This window comes from Alteromonas sp. Cnat3-28 (assembly GCF_022348265.1).
Lineage (GTDB): Bacteria > Pseudomonadota > Gammaproteobacteria > Enterobacterales > Alteromonadaceae > Alteromonas > Alteromonas macleodii.
In genome coordinates, this window is the sequence record NZ_JAKREY010000005.1 from 171,611 (window position 1) to 192,347 (window position 20,737).

The 20,737-nt window shown below is 44.0% G+C and carries 13 protein-coding genes; 8 read left to right on the forward strand and 5 right to left on the reverse strand.

What is annotated here, in order from left to right; all coding sequences use genetic code 11:
- Positions 1-87: 87 nt before the first annotated feature.
- On the forward strand, positions 88-996 hold the full coding sequence (locus tag MHM87_RS07420) for a LysR family transcriptional regulator (protein ID WP_239258348.1): 909 nt from the start codon (positions 88-90) through the stop codon (positions 994-996).
- 110 nt (positions 997-1,106) lie between these two features.
- On the opposite strand, the gene MHM87_RS07425 is transcribed toward MHM87_RS07420, so the two are convergent.
- Complete coding sequence (locus MHM87_RS07425; protein ID WP_239258350.1) at positions 1,107-1,511, reverse strand: phosphate ABC transporter substrate-binding protein; 405 nt, start codon at positions 1,509-1,511, stop codon at positions 1,107-1,109.
- Positions 1,512-1,674: 163 nt separating this feature from the next.
- Between MHM87_RS07425 and MHM87_RS07430 the strand changes: the two genes are divergently transcribed.
- The 6 genes from MHM87_RS07430 (at position 1,675) to MHM87_RS07455 (ending at position 10,979) form a co-directional block, all read left to right on the forward strand.
- Positions 1,675-1,926, forward strand: a complete 252-nt coding sequence (locus MHM87_RS07430; protein ID WP_014949892.1) for a hypothetical protein — start codon at positions 1,675-1,677, stop codon at positions 1,924-1,926.
- A gap of 24 nt (positions 1,927-1,950) precedes the next feature.
- Positions 1,951-2,121 (forward strand): Cache 3/Cache 2 fusion domain-containing protein, encoded by a 171-nt coding sequence (locus MHM87_RS07435; RefSeq protein ID WP_239258352.1) that lies wholly within the window; start codon positions 1,951-1,953, stop codon positions 2,119-2,121.
- A gap of 177 nt (positions 2,122-2,298) precedes the next feature.
- Complete coding sequence (locus tag MHM87_RS07440; protein WP_239258354.1) at positions 2,299-4,947, forward strand: M1 family metallopeptidase; 2,649 nt, start codon at positions 2,299-2,301, stop codon at positions 4,945-4,947.
- A 337-nt stretch (positions 4,948-5,284) separates the two neighbouring features.
- Positions 5,285-9,328, forward strand: coding sequence for an ExeM/NucH family extracellular endonuclease (locus MHM87_RS07445; RefSeq protein ID WP_239258356.1), 4,044 nt, complete (start codon positions 5,285-5,287; stop codon positions 9,326-9,328).
- A 12-nt stretch (positions 9,329-9,340) separates the two neighbouring features.
- Positions 9,341-9,976: a PEP-CTERM sorting domain-containing protein gene (locus MHM87_RS07450; protein ID WP_239258358.1), complete on the forward strand. Its 636-nt coding sequence runs from the start codon at positions 9,341-9,343 to the stop codon at positions 9,974-9,976.
- Positions 9,977-10,091: 115 nt separating this feature from the next.
- Positions 10,092-10,979: a WYL domain-containing protein gene (locus MHM87_RS07455; protein ID WP_239258360.1), complete on the forward strand. Its 888-nt coding sequence runs from the start codon at positions 10,092-10,094 to the stop codon at positions 10,977-10,979.
- Positions 10,980-11,031: 52 nt separating this feature from the next.
- On the opposite strand, the gene MHM87_RS07460 is transcribed toward MHM87_RS07455, so the two are convergent.
- The 4 genes from MHM87_RS07460 to MHM87_RS07475 all read right to left on the reverse strand — a co-directional run bounded on the left by MHM87_RS07460 (position 11,032) and on the right by MHM87_RS07475 (position 17,168).
- A complete protein-coding gene (locus MHM87_RS07460) occupies positions 11,032-13,155 on the reverse strand; it encodes a response regulator (protein WP_239258362.1) in 2,124 nt (707 codons plus the stop codon).
- Positions 13,156-13,246: 91 nt separating this feature from the next.
- Positions 13,247-14,449, reverse strand: a complete 1,203-nt coding sequence (locus tag MHM87_RS07465) for a pectinesterase family protein (protein ID WP_239258364.1) — start codon at positions 14,447-14,449, stop codon at positions 13,247-13,249.
- A gap of 13 nt (positions 14,450-14,462) precedes the next feature.
- Positions 14,463-15,929 (reverse strand): glycoside hydrolase family 28 protein, encoded by a 1,467-nt coding sequence (locus MHM87_RS07470; protein ID WP_239258366.1) that lies wholly within the window; start codon positions 15,927-15,929, stop codon positions 14,463-14,465.
- 33 nt (positions 15,930-15,962) lie between these two features.
- Positions 15,963-17,168, reverse strand: a complete 1,206-nt coding sequence (locus MHM87_RS07475; RefSeq protein ID WP_239258368.1) for a glycoside hydrolase family 88 protein — start codon at positions 17,166-17,168, stop codon at positions 15,963-15,965.
- A gap of 681 nt (positions 17,169-17,849) precedes the next feature.
- On the opposite strand from MHM87_RS07475, the gene MHM87_RS07480 reads away from it, so the two are divergent.
- A complete protein-coding gene (locus MHM87_RS07480) occupies positions 17,850-20,549 on the forward strand; it encodes a TonB-dependent receptor (protein ID WP_039225317.1) in 2,700 nt (899 codons plus the stop codon).
- The last annotated feature ends 188 nt before the right edge of the window (positions 20,550-20,737 follow it).

The window sequence follows — 20,737 nt, forward strand, 5'->3', positions numbered from 1 at the left end:
AAAGTGCGTGTATCTTAGGGAGGTTGGCTTACATCGAGAAGTCAGATAAATTGTGACGAGTCATCAAAAATCTGATGGGTAGGGATTATGTCTTACTTAACACAGTTAAAAACCTTTGTCGAAGTTTATCGAAGCGGCAACATTACGCGTGCTGCAGCTCGCCTTCATATGTCTCAGCCAGCGGTCACTTCTCACATACAAGCGATGGAGAATATTGTCGGTAAAGAGTTGTTCATAAGAAAAGCGAGAGGCGTTGAGCCAACGGCTATCGCTGATGACTTGGCGCTGCAGGTCGCTAGTCACATTGATACGTTAGAGCAGAAAGTGGCTTCTATTCGCAGTCGCGCTTCTACCGATTACGGTACGTTACACCTAGCAGGCCCTGCAGAGTACCTTAGTCAGGTGGCAGGTCCGGCACTCGCTAACTTGCTTCAGGCCGATAAAGTGAATTTAGTGATCCATACCGGCAACAAAAGTAATATTTATCATTTGTTGGAGAACGATGTAGCTGAGCTTGCCATTACGGCCTCTGAGCCCACTGACGCGGTGTATGAATATCAGAAGTTGGATAAAGAGCGCTTAATCTTAGTGATGAACCGTGTGCAGGGAAAGTTGCTGCGAGAAAGAGAAATATCGGCAGCGCTACTCAACCAACATAAAGTCGTAACCTATGATGAACAGTTACCGCTTGTTCGGCGATACTTTTCGGAGGTATTTAACGCTGCGTGTGAGTCGCCTGTCGCGGCTGTTTGCCCCGATATAAGAGCAATAAGTAGTATTATCAAAGCGGGGATTGGTTATTCGGTTTTGCCTGACTACTTGTGTAAAGAAGGTATTGCAAAAGGCGAATTGGTCGCGCTGGGCAAGCCAGGCCCAGAAAACGATGTTTATTTAGTGTGGAAAAAGGGAGCGCTTCGTCATCCTAGGGTCGACTTCGCCAAAGATGTCATAATGGCTTTTGCAAACATTAACTATCTTTCGACACTTCCTGATTGAAGCTAGACGCCTAAAAAGGGCGACGCATTTAGACAAGGCGTCGCCACTTGTTCCTAGTTTAAATAAACAGGGCTTGTTGGTCTTTGATGAATATTAAACAACAGCAGGCCCTAAAATGTACCGACAACTTTTACTGTGCCATCAACTTTACCTTCATTCACAAAGCCTATGGTATTGGGGTTGGTCGCGACAAGATTTAACATCTCATCCTCAGTTGCTATCATTTCAGGTGGTGTGCCTCTGCCAGTAAACACAAGCTTCGACCAGAATGCAGAGTATTGTGATTCAGATTTTCCAAGCACATTATTATTAAAAGCGTCTCTGATATTATTACCTTGTTCGAAGGTAAGGGGAATTGCGCGACTTCCATCGGGAAATGCTTTTACTTTTCCCAAATATATTTTCTTGACGGTATCGATATCGATCCCAGAATTGTTGTTGGCATTTATTATCACGGCTGTACCGGCATAAATCGGCGCAGACATTAAAAAGCACAGGGCTGCAACTATCTTCATTGATATTACCTTCGTTCTTAACACGCTAACATCGAGGCAAGCATGCTAGTGGTTTGTACCCAAGGGCAACGCGCCCTCACGAAAGTATAACCGAGATTTACAATTTGTCGCATTTCGACAAAAGGTGAAATTTGAAGGATCCTAAAACATACAAAGAGAAATTATGGCAAAACCTAATGCAAAAGGGCCGGTCAGAACCGTGCAAATTTATTGCTCCAAGTGCAAATTCCAGCTATTTAAATACCGAAAAGGCGGCAAAGGCGCGTTGGTTAAATGCTTTAAAGAGAGAATAGTTGAGGACTTTACTCATGAAGAAGGAATATGTCCTTCTTGTCACGGACAGTTTGCAAGGAATGCCTTAATTCGAGGTGCACCGGCACTGAAAATTGTTGGCACAAAGGTGACCATGAAGTAGCACAGACTGATAATCGGTTGTTAATTGGACAACTTTTTTAAAATGGGAGGCACCGCCACGCTTTTCAGTAAAACAGGAGACGACTATATTCGCGTGAGTACCAATGTCATTAAAAATGGCGAGAGGGCGATTGGCACTAAGTTGGCCCCTGATGGCAAGGCAATAAAAAAGCTCAATCAGCAGGAAGCGAAGTAGAAACAAGATAAATCGCCAGAGTCAATGTACGCTGAAATGCATAATTCTTGCGGTTGACATGAATAGTAACAATTTGAACCCATGCCAAAAGGGCTTTAGATTGCTAAGGCTCTTTTTGATATTTATTCTTACCCATGGATGAATATAGGGATTTTCCCATAACATGGATAAACCATAATGAAACAACTATCTACACTAGCTGGTGTGGTTGCGAGTGTTTTTGCATTCACATCGCTATCGACAACGGCAGTAGTGGCGCAAGAAGCGCAAACTGCATCTGCAGTCGTATCACCTGCGAAAAAGACACTTGCTGATGTTGAATACCGCTTACCGTCAACAATCGCTCCCACTTTTCAACACATTCACTTAAATATCGACCCTGATAAGCCTACATATTCTGGAAAAACGAATATTGATGTAACGGTTAAAACCCCAACTAAGAAAGTGGGCTTTTATCAGCAAGATTTGACCGTGACTTCTGCGCGTTTAGTGTCTGGAAGCAGCAGCTATCCTTTAAATGTTACGATTGGAGAATACGACATCAATTGGGGCGAATCGCAAGATGAGATTGCGCCTGGGAAGTATACGTTAGAGATTACGTTTGAAGGGAAAGTGAACACGTCTTCAGATGGCATGTATCTGTCACGTTTTGAAGAGACCAACTATATATTTACCCAGTTTGAAGATATGCATGCGCGGAAAGCGTTTCCAAGTTTTGATGAGCCAAACTTCAAAATTCCTTATCAAATGACCATCAGTTCTCCTGAACACCAGGAGATTGTGGGTAATACACCTGTTGAAAAGGTGACAGTGGAAAACGGGATTAAAACCGTGGTGTTTGAAAAAACTAAGCCCATGCCGACTTATCTTATTGCCTATACCGTAGGGCCTTTTGATAGTGCTGAAATTTCTGGGCTGTCGGTGCCAGGAAAAATATACGTTCCAAAAGGGTATGCCGATAAAACCAAATTTGTTATCAAACACACCCCAGAAATACTAGCCTCGCTGGAAGATTTTTTCGGTATCAAGTACCCCTATAAAAAAATGGATTTTGTTGCCGTACCCAACTTTACCCACGGTGCAATGGAAAACGTAGGTTTAATTACCTATCGCGATAGTTTGTTACTGCTAGAAGATAACCCAAGCGTCACAGAGCGTTCACGACCGCTAAATGTTATTGCGCATGAACTTGCTCACCAATGGTTTGGCAACTTGGTAACAATGGCGTGGTGGGATGACCTATGGCTGAACGAAGCGTTTGCATCTTGGGCTGCAAGTCATACTATGAAAACCTTGTATCCAGAGTTGAACTACGCCGATCGCATAGTACAAGAGGGAGCATTTGGTGCAGATGCTAGTCCCACGGTGAAACCTGTTAAAAAGGTAGTGAAAAGTCAGCCAGATGTGATGGATGGGTTGGGCTTGAACTACTCAAAAGGTGAATCAATTTTACAAATGATTGAATCGCTAATTGGTACAGAAAAGTTTCGTGAAGGCGTTCAAAACTACATGAATACCCATGCTTGGGGTAATACCGTAGCAGACGATTTGTGGCGCGCTCTAGATGAAGTGTCCGATTTCAACTTAAGCGCCATGATGAAAGCCTACCTGGAACAGCCGGGCTACCCACTTATTCATATTTCAAAAGATGGCAAATTAACCCAGTCCCGTTTTCACCTTGCAGGCGCGACCGTGGAAGATAAGACATGGGCAGTTCCATTAAAGCTGACTTATCAATCAAACGGAAAAATACTAAACGAAGTGGTTTTTATTGATAAAGAAACCACAGTTTTACCTCAGCTTGCTGAAGCAGACTGGGTGTACCCTAATGACAATGCAACAGGTTACTTCCGTTGGTCAATTGAACCAGCTCAGCTAAACGCACTGCTGAATAACATTGATGCGCTAAATAAGCGTGAAAAGAAAAATGTGCTATACAACTACCAGGCGCTGTTAAACGCAGATCAAGTAGGTGTAGACAGCGTGATGAAGGTGCTTAATAGCTTGGCAAAAGATGATGACCCTGCGGTCATTCGTGCGGCTGTTGGCGTGTTAGCTGAGTTTAGTTATTTAGTAAATGAAGACAATAAAGCCGCATATGCGAAGCTTCTAAATCAAAATTATATGCCTTTGTTAAACAAACTTACCTTGTCTCAAAGTGAGCAGGATAACGCAGATGTCATTCGCCTGCGTAACCAGCTATACAGCTTACTGGGTACTCATTCGAACAATGATCAACTTGTTGAACAAAGCGTTAAAATAGCGAAACAGTACCTTGCAGATACTAGCAGTGTTCCTTCCGGTATTGCCGGTACAGCAATTGAAATTGCTACGCGAAATAGTGAACAAGGCGAGCAGGGCACATGGTTTAATACAATTGTAGAGGCATTTAAAAAAGCACAGTTGCCAAATGTGAAAAGCACGCTGGTGTATTCGATGTACTTTGAAGACAAAGCGACCGTCTTTAAAATGTTAGATTTAGCGCTTACCGATGATATTACGCCTGCAAATACCATGTATATGGTCGTGAGAGTAGCACGTAACTTAGACGATCATACGCTATTGTATGAGTGGCTTAGTGAGAATAAAGACGCGCTACTAGCAAAAATGCCTGATTACCATGTAAGCAGAATGCCGAAATTTGTTTCAACAACCTGTTCGGCTGAAAACTTAGAAATGGCCAATGCGTTCTACGCGCCAATTAGCGAGACCTATCAAGGAATGGCACGCGGTGTCGAAATTATGCAGGACGAGTCTCAACAGTGTATGCGGCTGAAATCTGCATTTCAGGCAGACTTTAACGCCTTCTTAAACGAGCAGTTATAGACAACAACGAAAAGGCGTGTACTCAGCGCTTTTTGTCCTAAAGTTATGATTTGAAGAGCGCCCACAAGGCGCTCTTTTTTTGTGCATAAAACTGTAACATGCACCACGGCGAGTCACTAAAATATTTCAAAGCTGAAACATTTACGCATTGTGACAAATCAACTTTCCCTGTACCAAAGTTCAGCAGAGTTAATCAATAAGTAAGTTTATTTTAAACGTCTAAGTTTCTGATTTTTAACGTTTGTGACGTTTATATTATTATTTTTATTAAGTGCTTGCTGTATATACGTATGTATAAGAATTTATACCTTCCTTATACAAAAAAGCGGAAAGCAAAATGATTCATGAGGGTAACACACAAAAGTATAAGCTGAGGAAATCAGTTAAAGTAGTCAACGCGTTGTTGGCGGGCGCATTGTCGTTAGGCGTTGTTTCTATTAATGCCTCTGCAGATACAGTATGGCAAGAGGACTTCGAAGCAAATGAACTGCAAGGCAAGGGCGCAACTGGCTCAGACCCAGCGGGAGCAATTGTTGACCTTGAAGGTGTTGATCGTTGGTCCGTAGACGTGTCAGCGAGTGAGCTAAGTGCGACTTCAGACTGGTTCCGTGTTGAAAGCGGCGCAATGCAAGCACGTGATACTGACGGTGAAGTAGTCTGGTTGAGCGAGTCTATCGATATATCTGGTGCCGGTGATATCACCATAAATGCCGTGCTTTCGCAAAGTGGAAATTTTGAGTCGACAGACTACATCGATGTATTTTACTCATTAGATGGTGGCGCATTCGAGCTTATTACGCTTTCAGAAGGGGCAACGAATACGGTACAGGAAGACTTTGGTTCTGCAACGCTGACCGAAACGATAGGTAGCGGAAGCACTTTAGAACTGAAAGTAGCCATGGCTAACAACTCGGGTACCGAATATCTCAATTTAGACAGTATTTCAGTAAGTGGAAATGGAACTACCGATGGTGGGGATACTGGCGGTGACCCTGACAACGGCGGTGAACCTTCAAATGAACTTCTTTTCTTAAGTGGTACTTGTTTTAACTGCCCTGATTTGGAAGCAGTTAACCTAGCCAGCGACTTTGTTGCATCTGACTATTACGCAGCTCTCGACACAGCTATTGCAAACGGTGAAAGTGCGCAAACGTTAAAAGACACGGCGCATGACATCATTGAAAATGGTCATCGTACGCTTTCTTACTCAGAAGTGTGGACAGCACTCACTTACACTGATGAAGATCCTGCGAACACCGATAACGTTATCTTGTTCTACAAAGGCATATCACAAGGCAAGTTTACCAACGGTAGCGGTAGTCAAAGCACCAACCCAGACAATTGGAATCGCGAACACGTTTGGGCTAAGAGCCATGGTTTTCCTAGCTCAAGCCTAACGGCATACAGCGATATTCTGCACCTGCGTCCTACCGATATTTCTGTAAATAGCTCACGCGGCAACTTAGATTTTGATTTTAGTGATAGCGCGCTTTCTGAAGCTCCGTTAAACCGAGTTGATGGTGACTCTTTTGAGCCTCGTGACGCAGTAAAAGGTGATGTAGCACGCTCAATGCTATACATGGACGTGCGTTACGATGGCAATACAGCTGGTGATACCGAAGACGACTTAGTGTTAGTAAATCGCCTTACCTCTACTAGCGAAGCCGCGTTTGGTAAGCTTTGCGTATTGCTTCAATGGCATGAAAGTGATCCAGTGGATGATTTCGAACGTCGTCGTAACGAGCGCGTTTATGAATTCCAAGGAAACCGAAATCCGTTTATTGACAAACCTGAACTTGCTTCACTTATCTTCAACGAGAGTTGTGATGGTACAGGTGGTGATACTGGCGGTGACACGGGTGGCGATACTGGCGGTGACACGGGTGGTGATACCGGCGGCAACACAGGTGGTGATACCGGCGGTGACACAACACCTTCTACCAGCAGTATTTACATTTCAGAATACATCGAAGGTGGCGGTTTCAATAAAGGTATAGAGCTTTTCAATAGCTCGACACAACCGGTAAGTCTAGCGGGTTATGAGTTAGTTTTACTCTCCAATGGTGAGACCGCAGATGCTGACCGTAAAGTGTTAGCACTTGAAGGCACAATCCCAGCAGGTGGCGTAGCAACATTCGCTCACGGAAGTGCAGATGCACTGTTAACTGCCGGCTCAACGATTAGCAGCTTCGTGATTAATTTCAATGGCGATGACTACATTGAGCTCGTCGCCAACGGTCAGGTTGTTGATGCTCTAGGTACGTACGGCGTTAAAACTAACTGGGGTAAAGACGTTACTTTGGTACGCAAGAGTTCAGTAACGGCAGGCAACCCTAACCGCAACCCAGCGTTTACCCTTGAAGAATGGGATAGCCTACCAAAAGATACGCTTAACAATTTTGGTTCGCACAATGGATCTGTTAGCGAGCCTACGGATCCAACTGACCCGACCGACCCAACTGATCCTACAGACCCAACTGACCCAGTTGGTGAAGTAGTCTTAATTAGCGCTATCCAAGGCGAAGGCGATACCTCGCCACTTACAGGCAATGACGTTGTTGTTGAGGCAGTAGTGACTAAAGTTGTGCCGGAAATGAACGGATTCTTTATTCAAGAAGAAGCCGCCGACTCTGATGGTAATGCTGCGACGTCTGAAGGTGTATTTGCCTATTCGACAACCTTCACTGAATACCCATCTGTTGGTGATGCTGTGCGTGTTAGCGGTGCAGTGGCAGAATACAATGGCATTACAGAAATTGTACTAAGCGCCAATGCTGAAACGCTAGGTGCAGGTGCTGATATACTAACGACAAGCATTGAAATGCCATTTGACGAGAGCGTTAACCTAGAGTCACTTGAAGGTATGCAGGTTCAATTCCAGCAAACTTTGAACGTGACAGACGTTTACAATCTTGGTCGATATGGGCAATTCAACGTGTCATCAGGCCGCCTGATGATCCCTACAAACCAATATGCCGCGGGTTCAAGTGAAGCTATTGCCTTGGCTGAAGCGAATGCACGCAACACATTGTTGGTTGATGATGGCTCAAGCGCACAAAATGCTGACGATATTCCTTTCCCAGTTGGAGGTTTATCTCATGCGAATCCTCTGCGTTTAGGCGACAGTGTAGAAGGCCTGGAAGGTGTAATGCACTACGCATTTGGTGCTTACAACTTAATTCCAGTTGGCGCTCTTCAAACTGTACGCACAAACCCAAGAACAGATGTGCCTCAGTTAGACGTACAAGGCGATGTCAAAGTGGCTAGCTTTAACGTGCTTAACTACTTTAATGGTCCGAACTTCCCTACCTCTCGTGGTGCAGACTCAGAAGATGAATTTGCCCGCCAGCAAGCGAAGACAGTAGCGGCCATCGTTGCGATGGACGCAGATGTACTTGGCTTAGTAGAAATCGAAAACGATGGATACGGGAGTGATTCTGCCATTGCTTCTCTAGTAAATAGCGTAAATGCTGAACTTGGTAGTGACGTGTATAGCTATGTAGCACTTGAATCATTACTTGGTGGTGATGAAATTGCGGTAGGTATTATTTATAAGCCTGCAACGGTTACACCACAAGGCGCAGCGGTTACTTCCTCTGAAGCTCCTTTTGACTACGGTAACCGCCAGCCGCTGTTACAAACCTTTAGCGTAAATAGTAACAGCGAAGCGTTTACGCTCGCGGTAAATCATTTCAAATCAAAAGGAAGCTGTGGCAGTGCAACAGGTAATGATGCTGATTTAGGTGATGGACAAGGCTGCTGGAACGAGCTACGTACCCAAGCTGCGTTAGGGCTGACAGCGCTTGTGCAAAACAGTGAAGGTTTGTCTGACCGAGTTATCGTAATGGGTGACCTAAATGCTTATGCGAAAGAAGATCCAATTCTTGCTCTCGAAGACGCCGGTTACAGCAACTTGGTGAACCTCTTCCACGGCGAAAGTGCTTATTCTTATAGCTTCGGCGGCGAAATGGGTTACTTAGACCACGCGCTATCAAGCTCAACTTTGACTGAGTATGTGGCAGACGCAACGGTTTGGCATATCAATGCTGATGAGCCTCGTGTCTTCGACTACAACGTTGAATATAAGTCAGAAACACAGCTTTCTAGCTATTACGGGGCTGATGCTTATCGTTCGTCAGATCACGATCCAGTAATTGTTGTGCTGGATTTCCCTGAAACGAGTGAGCCGGAGCCTGTAGTAGGTGACATGGATGGTGATGCAGATGTAGATTACAACGACATCACTGCTTTATATGGTCTTTTACTAACCAGGCAAGCATCGCTACAGGCTCACGATTTCAACAATGACGGCGTGTTAAATATCTTCGATCTCTATGCACTAATGTCATTGTGTACACGCAACGCTTGTGCAGTTGGTTAATAGGATAAAAAGATGAAAAAGTTATTTTTAATGCTTATAGCAGCGGTAACGCTAAATGCCAATGCTGCAATAATTGAAATATCAACAGACAAAAGCAGCTACGATATTGGTGAAACTATTACGGCTACCATAAGTTTATCTAGTTTGTCTAATGTTGGGGCATTGCCTACGTTGTTTGATGTATACGAGACGGTATTTAGTTTTGATACATCGTTACTGAGTTATGTTGCGGGTAGTGCAGCGTCTCAAGGCCCATTTGGTGCACTTGGGCAAATCGAAGGGCCGTTTGGGTTACCTCTGCCATCGCCAGTGATAGAGTTATTTCTCCCACTGATTGAGGATAACTTAGCGACAGTAGGCTCTTTTGCTTTCCAAGGACCTGGCATCGATATCGGGTATCAGTTTCAAAACGTGATAAACGACCTATACACAGTGCAGTTTATCGCAAATGCAGTAGGGAGAGCATCATTTAGTCCGCTTTCAGCCTCGGTTGGCTTTGGCGGAACGCTAGGTGGGGGCATTCCTCAAGATATCGAATTTAAGGGGGCGAGCTTTGATATTACCCAAGTACCTGCACCAGGTACCTTGGCGCTATCGCTTCTGGCTTTAGGTGGTATGTTTTTCGCTCGCAAACGTGTGAAGTCATAAACCTTAATGGCTAAAAGTTTAAGCCCAGCCACGTGCTGGGCTTTTTTATTTCTATTGCTATTTACATACGGCTTTAAATAAACCACACTGAATAAAAATACAATAAGTGCGCACCATGTTAGAAACCATTTCTTTTTCTCAACGCCAACGACTGGCGTATATCGATTTCTGCCTTTTGTTTAAAGGGGCTATTCATCGCCAAGACTTAATAAATCGCTTTGAAGTGGGGCTATCGGCTGGTTCTCGTGACTTTACGCTATACAAAGAGCTCGCCCCTGATAACTTAGTCTACGATCCAAGGGAAAAACGTTACTTTCAAACAGAAAGCTTTATTCCGGTTTTTGAACACGATGCAAAGCGAACCCTTGTGAAGCTTGCCAACGACATATCAGATGGATTTGATGCGATCGGTGACATACATTTCCCTGTTGAAAGTGCATCTTCACTTAATATTCCTGATATTTTTGTGGTGGCGAAAGTGGTACAAGCCATCGTGAACAAAAAGGCGATGAGTGTAATCTATACGTCGCTTTCAAGCGGCAGTGGCGCAAGAGAGTTAGTGCCTCACAGTATTGTTGACAACGGTCAACGCTGGCATGTTCGCGCATTCGACAGAAAATCACAAAGTTTTAGAGATTTTGTGCTAACTCGAATTAGTAAGGTAACGGTTAAAGCAGAACCTGAAACCCATGAATGCATAGATTGTGATGAAGAGTGGGGGCGACTTATCTCACTTGAAATTGTGCCGCATCCTAAGAATATAAAATATGCCACCGCAATAGAGCTTGATTACGCCATGGAAGAAGGCGTGCTTACATTGGAAGTACGGGCTGCCATGGCGGGATACCTGCTTAGACGTTGGAATGTTGATTGTACAAAACATGCAAGCTTACGTACCGGAGAGTATCAACTTTGGCTTAGGAATCAGCAGAGCCTTGCGAATACCGACAATTTAGCCATCGCGCCAGGGTACATTGCAGAGCAAGAACCCTATACCGTATAAAATGTGGAAGTGGCCTGCCAAACAGCTCCTTGTTGAGTGTTAGTACATGCAGCTAACCGATATATTTCTTGATACAAACCAGTAGCGTGTCTTTGTCTAAAGGCTTGGCTAAAAAGTCAGTCATGCCAGCAGCCAAGCACTCTTCTTTGTCTTCTGCGAAAGCGTTTGCAGTGAGCGCAACAATTGGTGTATCAACCTCCAATGCTTTGCGTAATATTGTTGATGCCTCAATTCCTCCCATGACGGGCATATTGCAGTCCATCAAAATAAGGTCGAATTGATGTCGCTTGCCCACGTCTACGGCATCTTTTCCGTTCTTAACATGTAGGAACTTATAGCCTTCTGACTGCAATATAGTCTTAACGATTTCGGCATTGATTTCGTTGTCTTCAGCTAGCAGTATGCGTTTCTTCTTATTGCCTTCTTTAACATCATTATGAGATACGGGTTTTGTCTCAATTAACCTTCCTAAATCATGCTCAAGTTCTCGACGATTAATGGGCTTAGCATGCGTACGCCAGATAAGTTCAGAAACATCATTTTCATCTTCTAGTCGTTCCAGTTCAGCAGAGATAAGAATGATTTTAGGAAATTTATCTGGGTTCATCGCCTTCAACTGTTCTAGCAAATCGACCCCGCTCATCTCTGGCATAGACAAATCAAGAATAATAACGTCGAAAGCCAGTGGGCTGTCTGATAGGTAGGCTTTTGCACTATCATAACTTTGGGGCACAATCGACATGGAGGTAACAACATGCTCAAAATATTCGCGGCTGGTTTGTAAGTCATCAACTATCGCACAGCGCAAATTAGCACTGGGTTCAACGTTAATGTCGGGCAGCTGAGATTCTTCCGCTGCCATGGTAAAACTGAAGGTGCTTCCTTGGCCTACAAATGAGGTTACATTGATGTCGCCGAGCATGAGTTTCGCCAACTGCTTCGCAATACTTAATCCTAGCCCTGTGCCCCCGTACTCGCGGGTGGTGGATTGGTCGGCTTGCTCAAATTTCTTAAAGATATTATCAAGCTTAGATGACTCGATACCAATGCCGGTATCAATAACATCGAAGCTTAAATAATTGCCGTTCGGGCGTTTGGTATAGGTGACCTTTAACGTGACAGAACCTTGTTCAGTAAACTTAATTGCATTACTTAACAAGTTGTGCAGAATTTGCGAAATACGAGTGATATCGCCTTTAATTACGTGAGGTAGGTCAGGGTCTTTTAAGTAATGAAATTCAAGACCTTTTCTTTGGCAGTAAACCCGCTGTAACGACACCACATCGTCCAAGACTTGTAATAGGTCGACTGGCGCCTGTTCAATTTTGATTTTGCCTGCTTCAATTTTTGATATATCGAGAATATCGTTGATTAACACAAGGAGTTGCCTACCAGCAGTTTTGGCTTTTCTAAGGTAGATGTTGCTTTTGTCAGGGTTGTCTATGGCCAACTCGATCATGCCAAACAGGCCGTTCATTGGTGTGCGAAGTTCGTGACTCATGCTTGAAAGAAACTCTGATTTTGCTTTGCTTGCTCTACGAGCCTCATCAGCCGAACTTTCCGCTTGCTCTTTCAAGCTCGTTAGTTTGGCAAATGACCGTTTAACGGTGCGCTCCATAGGAGAAAAGATGAATGCTGCTTCGATACATAATAGAGCGAGTGTGGCTAGCCATAAGTAAACTTCAATCGAAAGAACCACATCTACTCTAGCAGTGGCGTCTTGCTCGAACCGCGCGACGACATAATCAAGCTGTTGTAATAGCGATGTCAGCGCTTGAATATCTAAAAGCGTAGTGGGCTGACACTGTGCTGCATCTAAAATTTGATCGGCGCTTTTTATATATTGGCTTACTTTGTTGTCGAGCTGGCCTTCGTTAAAGTAAGTATTAGAGATAGAGGAGGGAAGGTTATCGAGTGACACAAGCTGTTGATGATTTTGTTTGAAACGTGCTAACGATTGCGCCAAATACCTTTGATCTTCACTGTCTTCGCAAATGTTTGGTGTAGAGGTGAGCAACGCAATACGCTGTGAAAGCATGCGTTGCTGACCCGCGATATTGACAATTTCAGCATCTTTCTTCTGATCACTGATTAATTCGTACAGAACAATAAAAGAAAGAGTGACGAGTGTAGCGGTTAGCAATAACGCAACGATATAACGAACACGTATAGACATAAGGGTAGTAGTGGCACAGTGATAACTAAAAGATAATAGATACCAAGTGGTTACGCAATGTGCCGAACAATTTACTTACGCTTATGTTGCTCTATTTAATATCGTTCGGGATGTTATTAGGCACCCAGCCTCGCAATACCGCCTCTTTAGTGTAAAAAGCCGCGTTTTTATCATTAAGAAAATGAGAGTTTATTGCTGGTGAGGAGACTGCTTTAGGTGCACCTTCTCCATGAGATTGGTACTCGGAAAATCTTGCTTCTGTGTGGGGATTAAATGGTCTCTTTGTACCTGATGGCGTAGTTCCACCCATAGTAGTCCAGCGCTTTTGAATGATATGACCTGCCATATAGGTGTTGATAAACGTGGTTTTACCTACAGCGTAAGGGTTTGCATATCGGCCATCTGAAAAGGTGGTTGTAGGATGCCAAGGCCTTCCCAGTGCCACGCTTTCATCTGGAACGCCGTGTTCTCTTTCAAGCCTACAGTTATTGAACGTTAACCCATAAGGACGCTGTAAATGAGTGCTTGGGGCGGTAATGTAGCCTGTTAGTCCTTCGCTATCACCGCCAGAATAACGTGTATGGGAAACAATAGAAACGCTTTCAAAAAACGCGGTGCCCTCACCAAAAATAAAGTCAATATGTCCTGCTATTGTTCCGCCTTCAATCAGAGCGCGGTCACCTTTTAAATAGAGGGTATCTTGGTAACCCCAGAGTGCGACATTTTTAAGGTAAGTGCGATCTGAGTTTACATCGGTTTTAAGCGCTACTGCCTGCGTACCTGATAATCGAGTAGGGTCGTCTTTTGCTTTGACCTCGTTACCGGGATAATCAAAATCATTGGTGATAGTGATATTTTCCAGAGTGATATTATCACCTAAAATCTCCACAGTGGCAGTGCGACGAGTTCCCCATTTTTCTTGAGAATTCTCTGCGACTTGTTGACCTGCATACCGATTGAAAACGATAGTCGTTGTTTCTTGCGACTGGCCCACAAAGTGAACATTATCAACGTTTATGACGACACGCTCTCGATAAATGCCTTCGTTAATAAAGACGGTCCATACTTTATCTTTTTGTGGCTTGTGAGACGCGATATAAGCAATAGCTTGGGACACAGAGTTAAAATGAGGTAAAGCGTCCTTACTTACGTCACTGTCATCGTCACTGTCATGTGATTTAGCTACTACTACATCCGTCGTTGCTGGCATTGCCGCGCTTAATCCACTAAAAAGTATACCTGCCAGCAACACAAAGGCTAAACTAAGACTGACACGTGCTTTATTAAATTCCATAGTATTTATTCTTCTACAGCCCGTGCTTGTTAAATGGTTGGCTATTAATAAACACATTGTTTATTGAAAGATGCGCTACGTTTTCGATAACGGCATCTTTAAGCGCACGTTTTATCGTTATGTTATTCAACGTCAACCCAGAAATAGGCGTATGGTCATACCCGCGAAGCACAAAGGCCCGGTTAGCTGACGCAACGTTCAAGTTCTCTATAGTGATATCTTCCAGTAGAGGAGGGAAGTTACCGGCATCACCTTCTTCGTAGAAGAAATTCACGACAACAGCGTCTTTCACCGTCCCAATATCGATATTGCGATAGTTTAGATTTTTTAGGTGACCACCCCGAATACTGTTGGTTTTAATTCTAATGCCGCGGTCTAAATCAGGGCTACTCATGGTGCAATACTGAGCATAGAGATTTTCTACACCACCTGATATTTCACTGCCGATTACAACACCGCCATGGCCAGCCTTCATCTCGCAATGTTCTATGACGATATTACTGCAGGGAACATTGACCCTTCTGCCGTCTGCATTGCGTCCAGATTTAATGGCAATGCAATCGTCCCCTGTATCAAATGTACAGTTAGAGATAATAACGTTCGTGCAGCTTTCAGGGTCGCACCCGTCCGAATTTGGGCCGAAACTTTTACAGTACACGTCGTTAACGGTGACGTTCTTGCAAAGCACAGGGTTAACTAACCAAAATGGAGAGCGCAGGATGGTAACACCCTCGATAAGTACATTTTCACAGCGGTAAGGTTGTATAAACGGAGGGCGCAGGTAATTATTTTCAAAAACGCGGTCACTAACGGGTGTCCCGTTTTCTACCATTTCTTGCAGCGTGTCTCTGGTATATTTTTGGTTCTCGACCGGATCGTCACCCCATGTTGAAGCCTTCCACTTACCTTTCCATGGCCACCAGTTGTCTTTCGCCGCGCTACCGTCAAGCGTACCTTTGCCGGTAATTGCGATATTACTTTGCTCAAAAGCATAAATAAGAGGGGAGTAACCCATTAACTCCATACCTTCCCAGCGAGTAAAAACGTATGGTTTGTAATCATCAGGGTTGGTAGAAAATCGAATTGTTGCGCCTGCGTCAATATGCAAGTTTATATTCGACTGTAAGTGAATTGGGCCGCTGCATAGCCAGTCGCCTTTTGGCACAACCACTTTGCCACCACCTTGGCGTGCGACTTGGTCGATAGCTGCATGTAACGCTTGCTTAAAGTCACTGCCATTTTCATTTAAAAAGTCGGTAACATTAGCTTCGCGCTTTGCAAAGGTGGGGCGCTTTATCATCCCTTTAATAAGGTTTGCTTCGGCGTCCCACTGGCGTTGAGTCCTTCCCGTTTCGGTCACATTTGCACATCCGGATAGGAATGTAGGAACACCTACAGCCATCCCAGAAGCTGCAACAGTGGTGGCGAGACCAGACTTTAAGAAGTGACGTCTGGCATTCGGTGAGTTAGGTCGGACCATCATATACCCCTTTTATTTACAATTTAGCGCTTTTTACTTATTCAAATAATGTGCAGCCAGAATGAATGGGCCTACACCTTTCGCGTCGTTTGCTCTGATTGGCTCACTCATGTAGTAGTCGAATGAACCATCTCTATATGGATTTCCACCAAGACCAGCAACAGCGCAAACTTGCTCAAGGCTGATAACGTTAGTTTCTGGATTAACCGAAATCATTTGATCAAGAAGTCCAGCAAACCCTTTTTCTGCATGAGCTTTGTATTCCTCAGGAAGAAACTTAAGGCTTGCACCTTTAGCCATAGCATAGGTCAACATTGCTGTACCTGATGCTTCAAGGTAGTTTCCTTCACGGCTTCCCAAGTCAGTAACCTGATACCAGGTGCCTGAATTATGTTGATAGGCAAGCGCAGCGTCGATAAACGCTTTAAAGCGCCCTTGTAGCCACGGTGTTTTTGGGTGTTCGGCAGGAACAACTTCTAGCACATCCACCATTGCCATAGCATACCAACCTAGCGAACGTGACCAGTGATGTTGAGAAAGACCTGTTTCTTTATCAGCCCACTTTTGCTTTTTAGATGCGTCCCAGCCATGCAAGGGGAGGCCTGTTTTTTCGTCGTAAAGGTGCTCTTCAATGAGTTCAAATTGCAAAAATACGTCGTCTAGCTCTTTCATATCGCCGTACTTAACAATGTATTCAGCGTAGAAGGGGGCCCCCATGTATAGGCCATCAAGCCACATTTGGTCTGGATAGCGTTTCTTATGCCAAAAGCCACCTTGCTCGGTACGTGGGTGAGTAGTAAGCTGCGTTCTAAGTAGGTCAGCGGCTTTTTTGTATTTAGGGTTGCCGGTTTCTTCATAGAGGAAAAACAGCACTTTACCAGGGTTAACCATATCAATATTAAACTTATTGATATCATAGGTTTTGATACTTCCGTCTTGTTGAACCAACATGTCGTAGTAACCTTTTACATAAGACAGGAGACGGGGATCTTTAGTCTCTTGATAGACTTCTGTTATGGCAAGGAGGTTGAGACCGTGAACGTAATCCCATTGTGGCTTCTCATCCCAATCGATTTGCCAAGCTTCTGGGAAACGCACCATCTCAGACTCTATCATTCTCATAGACCATGATTGTGTGTTGTCGAGAGGCATTTGTACCCAATCATTTGCATTAGCAGCGGAAGAAACAAACGCCGTGCAAGCTACAACGGAAGCTGCGCGTAGAATACCTTTTAGCATAACAAACCCTTATTTTTATAACATTGTAAATACACTCTGTGCTACCGGTAGCATAATGGTTTTTATTTGCTCATATGTCAACGGAATTATTTACATTTTTTAACTTTTATTTTACGCGTTCAAAAAGCGTTCAATATGACATAAGTTGCTGTATTTAAGTGTTTTAATTAAAGCTCTCATCCTGCTTTGGTAAGTTTCTATAGTCTCTTCTTTTTTCATCATTGCATATCAAATTTCTACTTATTGTAAATTTTTTCAACAAATTTGTTGCCACCGGTAGCATAACTGTTTAGGATGTAAATCAAATGTAAAGCTTGAGTGTTGTTTTCGAGGTTTACATTATTGCCGAAGAGAAGTTTTGCGTTAATTAGAAAACATAGCTGTACCCTGCAACTCTTCTCATTCAAGGTTTTGGTGGTTCACGAGACCACTATAGAGAATGAATTAGAATTGACGCGTTTTCGCTTCCTTAACAGCCAAGACGTGCTATCGGATAAATGTAAAGCATTGACGGTATTAATCACCAAAATGTTATCCGGTGGCATAAAGGGGAGTGAAATGGTTAAATACGATAAATGTTGAATTTGTGTAAATTTGAATAGTTCACACACGTTTCAAAAGCATCTTCACCTTTTGTCAGTATGCGCGTCTCTTATAAATATAAAAACCGGAGAAACAACAATGTTACCAAAGAAAAAGCAACTCGCTGTTCTTGTTACGCTAGCGTTGTCAGGCGCACATCTTCATGCGCAAGAAGCCACAGACGAACAAGCCAGTGAAACCGAAGCGCAAAATATGGAAGTCATTGAAGTATCAGGCTTTCGTGGATCACTTAATAAATCACTGATGGAAAAGCGAACATCAGTTAACAGTAAAGAATCAATTGTTGCGCAAGACATTGGTAAATTCCCGGACTTAAATATTGCTGAGTCAATTCAACGTGTACCCGGCGTAGCCATTTCTCGTGAAGGTGGGGAAGGGCGCCAAATTACTTTGCGTGGTTTGAGCCCTTCATTTACCCGCACAACACTTAATGGCATGGAAGTGCCAGCAAGTACAGATGGCACAGACTCAGGTGGCGGTGTAAACGGTGGACGTGGCTTTGACTTTAACATTTTCGCTTCTGAATTGTTCAACCGCGTAGATATTCAAAAATCTCCTACCGCCTCTATGGAAGAAGGCGGCATTGCAGGTACGGTTGATCTGTACTCGGCAAAGCCGTTTGATTACGACGGTTTTAAATTCGTTTCATCTCTTCAAGGCGGCTATAACAGCATTACAGAAGAGACCGATCCTCGCGCCGCTTTCATGATCAGCAACCGTTTCGCTGACGACAAAGTCGGTGTGCTTTTCTCGGCAGCGTTCTCAGAGCGTACAGTAAGACAGGAAGGTTTTGGTACCGTTCGTTGGACTACTCCAGTTCGCGATGGCGGTGGCATCTTTGGCGATACATCAAACACGGTTGTTAACGGCACACCTGACGTAGATGATTGCCAGTATGAAGGTGAGTCGGTAGACCCGATTAATTGTTTATGGACTCCTCGTTTACCTAGACCTGACTACTTTGGTAATGATCAAGAGCGTGTAGGCTTCACCGGTTCAATTCAGTGGGCTGCAACAGATAATTTCACACTAACGCTAGACGGTTTAGTGTCTAAGCTTGATAACACCCGTACCATGTATAACTTCTTCCACATGTTCAGAAGTACATTCGAAGAAATTACACCTACCTCCATTACTGTTCATCCTAATGGTCAACAGGTGCTGGCTGGTACGTACGACGGTATCAAATCGCGTATTGAAAGCCGTTTACAAGAATCAACCACTGACTTTAGCCAATTTGTAATTTCTGGCGAGTGGTTTATTGGTGAAAACCTTAAACTTGATATGATGGCAGGTACTGCAGAGTCTGACGCTCGTTCAGAGCAATATCGTTACAATATGACGCTGCTGGAAGAAACCAGCTACGGCTTTGACTTTAGCAATAACAGCAACGCGCCAGAAGTGACTTACGGTTACGATGTTAACGATGCAAGCAACTATAATCTAAGCGATGGCCGATTACGTGCTACTGATGTATTGCGCGAAAACGACACGGTCAAATTTGATGCGACATACTTAGGTGATGAAGTCACTATTAAGGCTGGTTTTGCCTACAATGACCGTGTTGTAACCTACAGTGAAGAGCAAATAAATGGCTTCCCGGATCAAGACTCGGCAGTAGGTTTTGCTGAAATTATGCCGGTAGACGATTTCGGAAGTGGTTTTGATGGCCCTCTTGACCCGTTCCTTGTTGCCGACTTTGACGCTATTAATAGCCAATTGTTAGATGTGGTTTGGACACCGCGTTCTGCACAAAGCTGGCAAGTAGGCGAAGAAACATCAGCAATGTATCTTGAGCTTGATACGAGCTATGAGATTGCCGACATGTTACTTCGCGCTAATTACGGTGTGCGTTATGTGAAAACAACCACAACCTCTGAAGGCTTTATTCAAGGCGAAACGGTACAAATCGAAAACGAGTACAATAACTTTTTACCAGCAGTTAACTTAGCACTTGAAGCAACTGATGACGTAGTTGTTCGCCTTGGCTTAACACAGTCTATGACTCGTCCAAGCCTGAACTCATTAAACCCTGGTAACCCAAGCTTTGATTATATTAACGGCTCGGTGAGCGTGGGGAACCCATTCCTTGATCCGTTTACGTCGAACAACGTTGACTTTGGTGTTGAATGGTACTTCGATGACGAAGCGCTACTAGCAGCAACAGTGTTCTACAAAGACATTGATAACTGGATTGTTCGCGCATCAGAAGAGCGTTTAGTCGACAGTGCTTACTACGACTTTATCGACAACGATGCACAGTTCGACCCTGTAATTGCGCTAGACCCACGCACTATTCCATACGAGCATAGCAGTCCAATTAACGCTGAAGACAGAAGTGTGAGCGGTTATGAGTTAATTTATCAGCAGCCGCTAAGTTTCTTACCAGGACTGTTCGAAAACATGGGGATCGTGTCGAACTATACGCACGTTAATGCTGACGACATCGAAGGTATGAGTGAAACATCGTACAACTTTACGGTGTATTACGAAACAGACCAATACGGTGCGCGTGTGTCAGTTAACAAACGCGACGATTACCTGACAGACTTTACTGGCAGCAATGGTAACGTTGCGCACGGTACGACAGGACCTACGCAGGTAGATTTCTCGTCATTTTATAACGTAAACGACGAGCTAACGTTGACCTTTGAAGTCATTAATCTTACCGATGAGTACGAGCGCTTGTTTACCACGGGTGATGGCTCTTTGAACTTGGTACGTGAGTACAACCACACGGGCCGTCAGTTCTTCTTGGGCGCTCGTTATACTATGTAAAAAAACAGGCCGACCAATTATGTTGGCCGGCCTGAGATAATAATTAAATGTTGTGTTCCGTGAAGACGGGTGTGTTTGGCCATCGTAATGATGGCCTTTTTTATGTGCAAAAAGTGTAGGCCGGGAGGAGTTCAGCACTCCTGTATCTCACTTTTTGAGCAATTTGCATCGCAACAATAAAAATATTG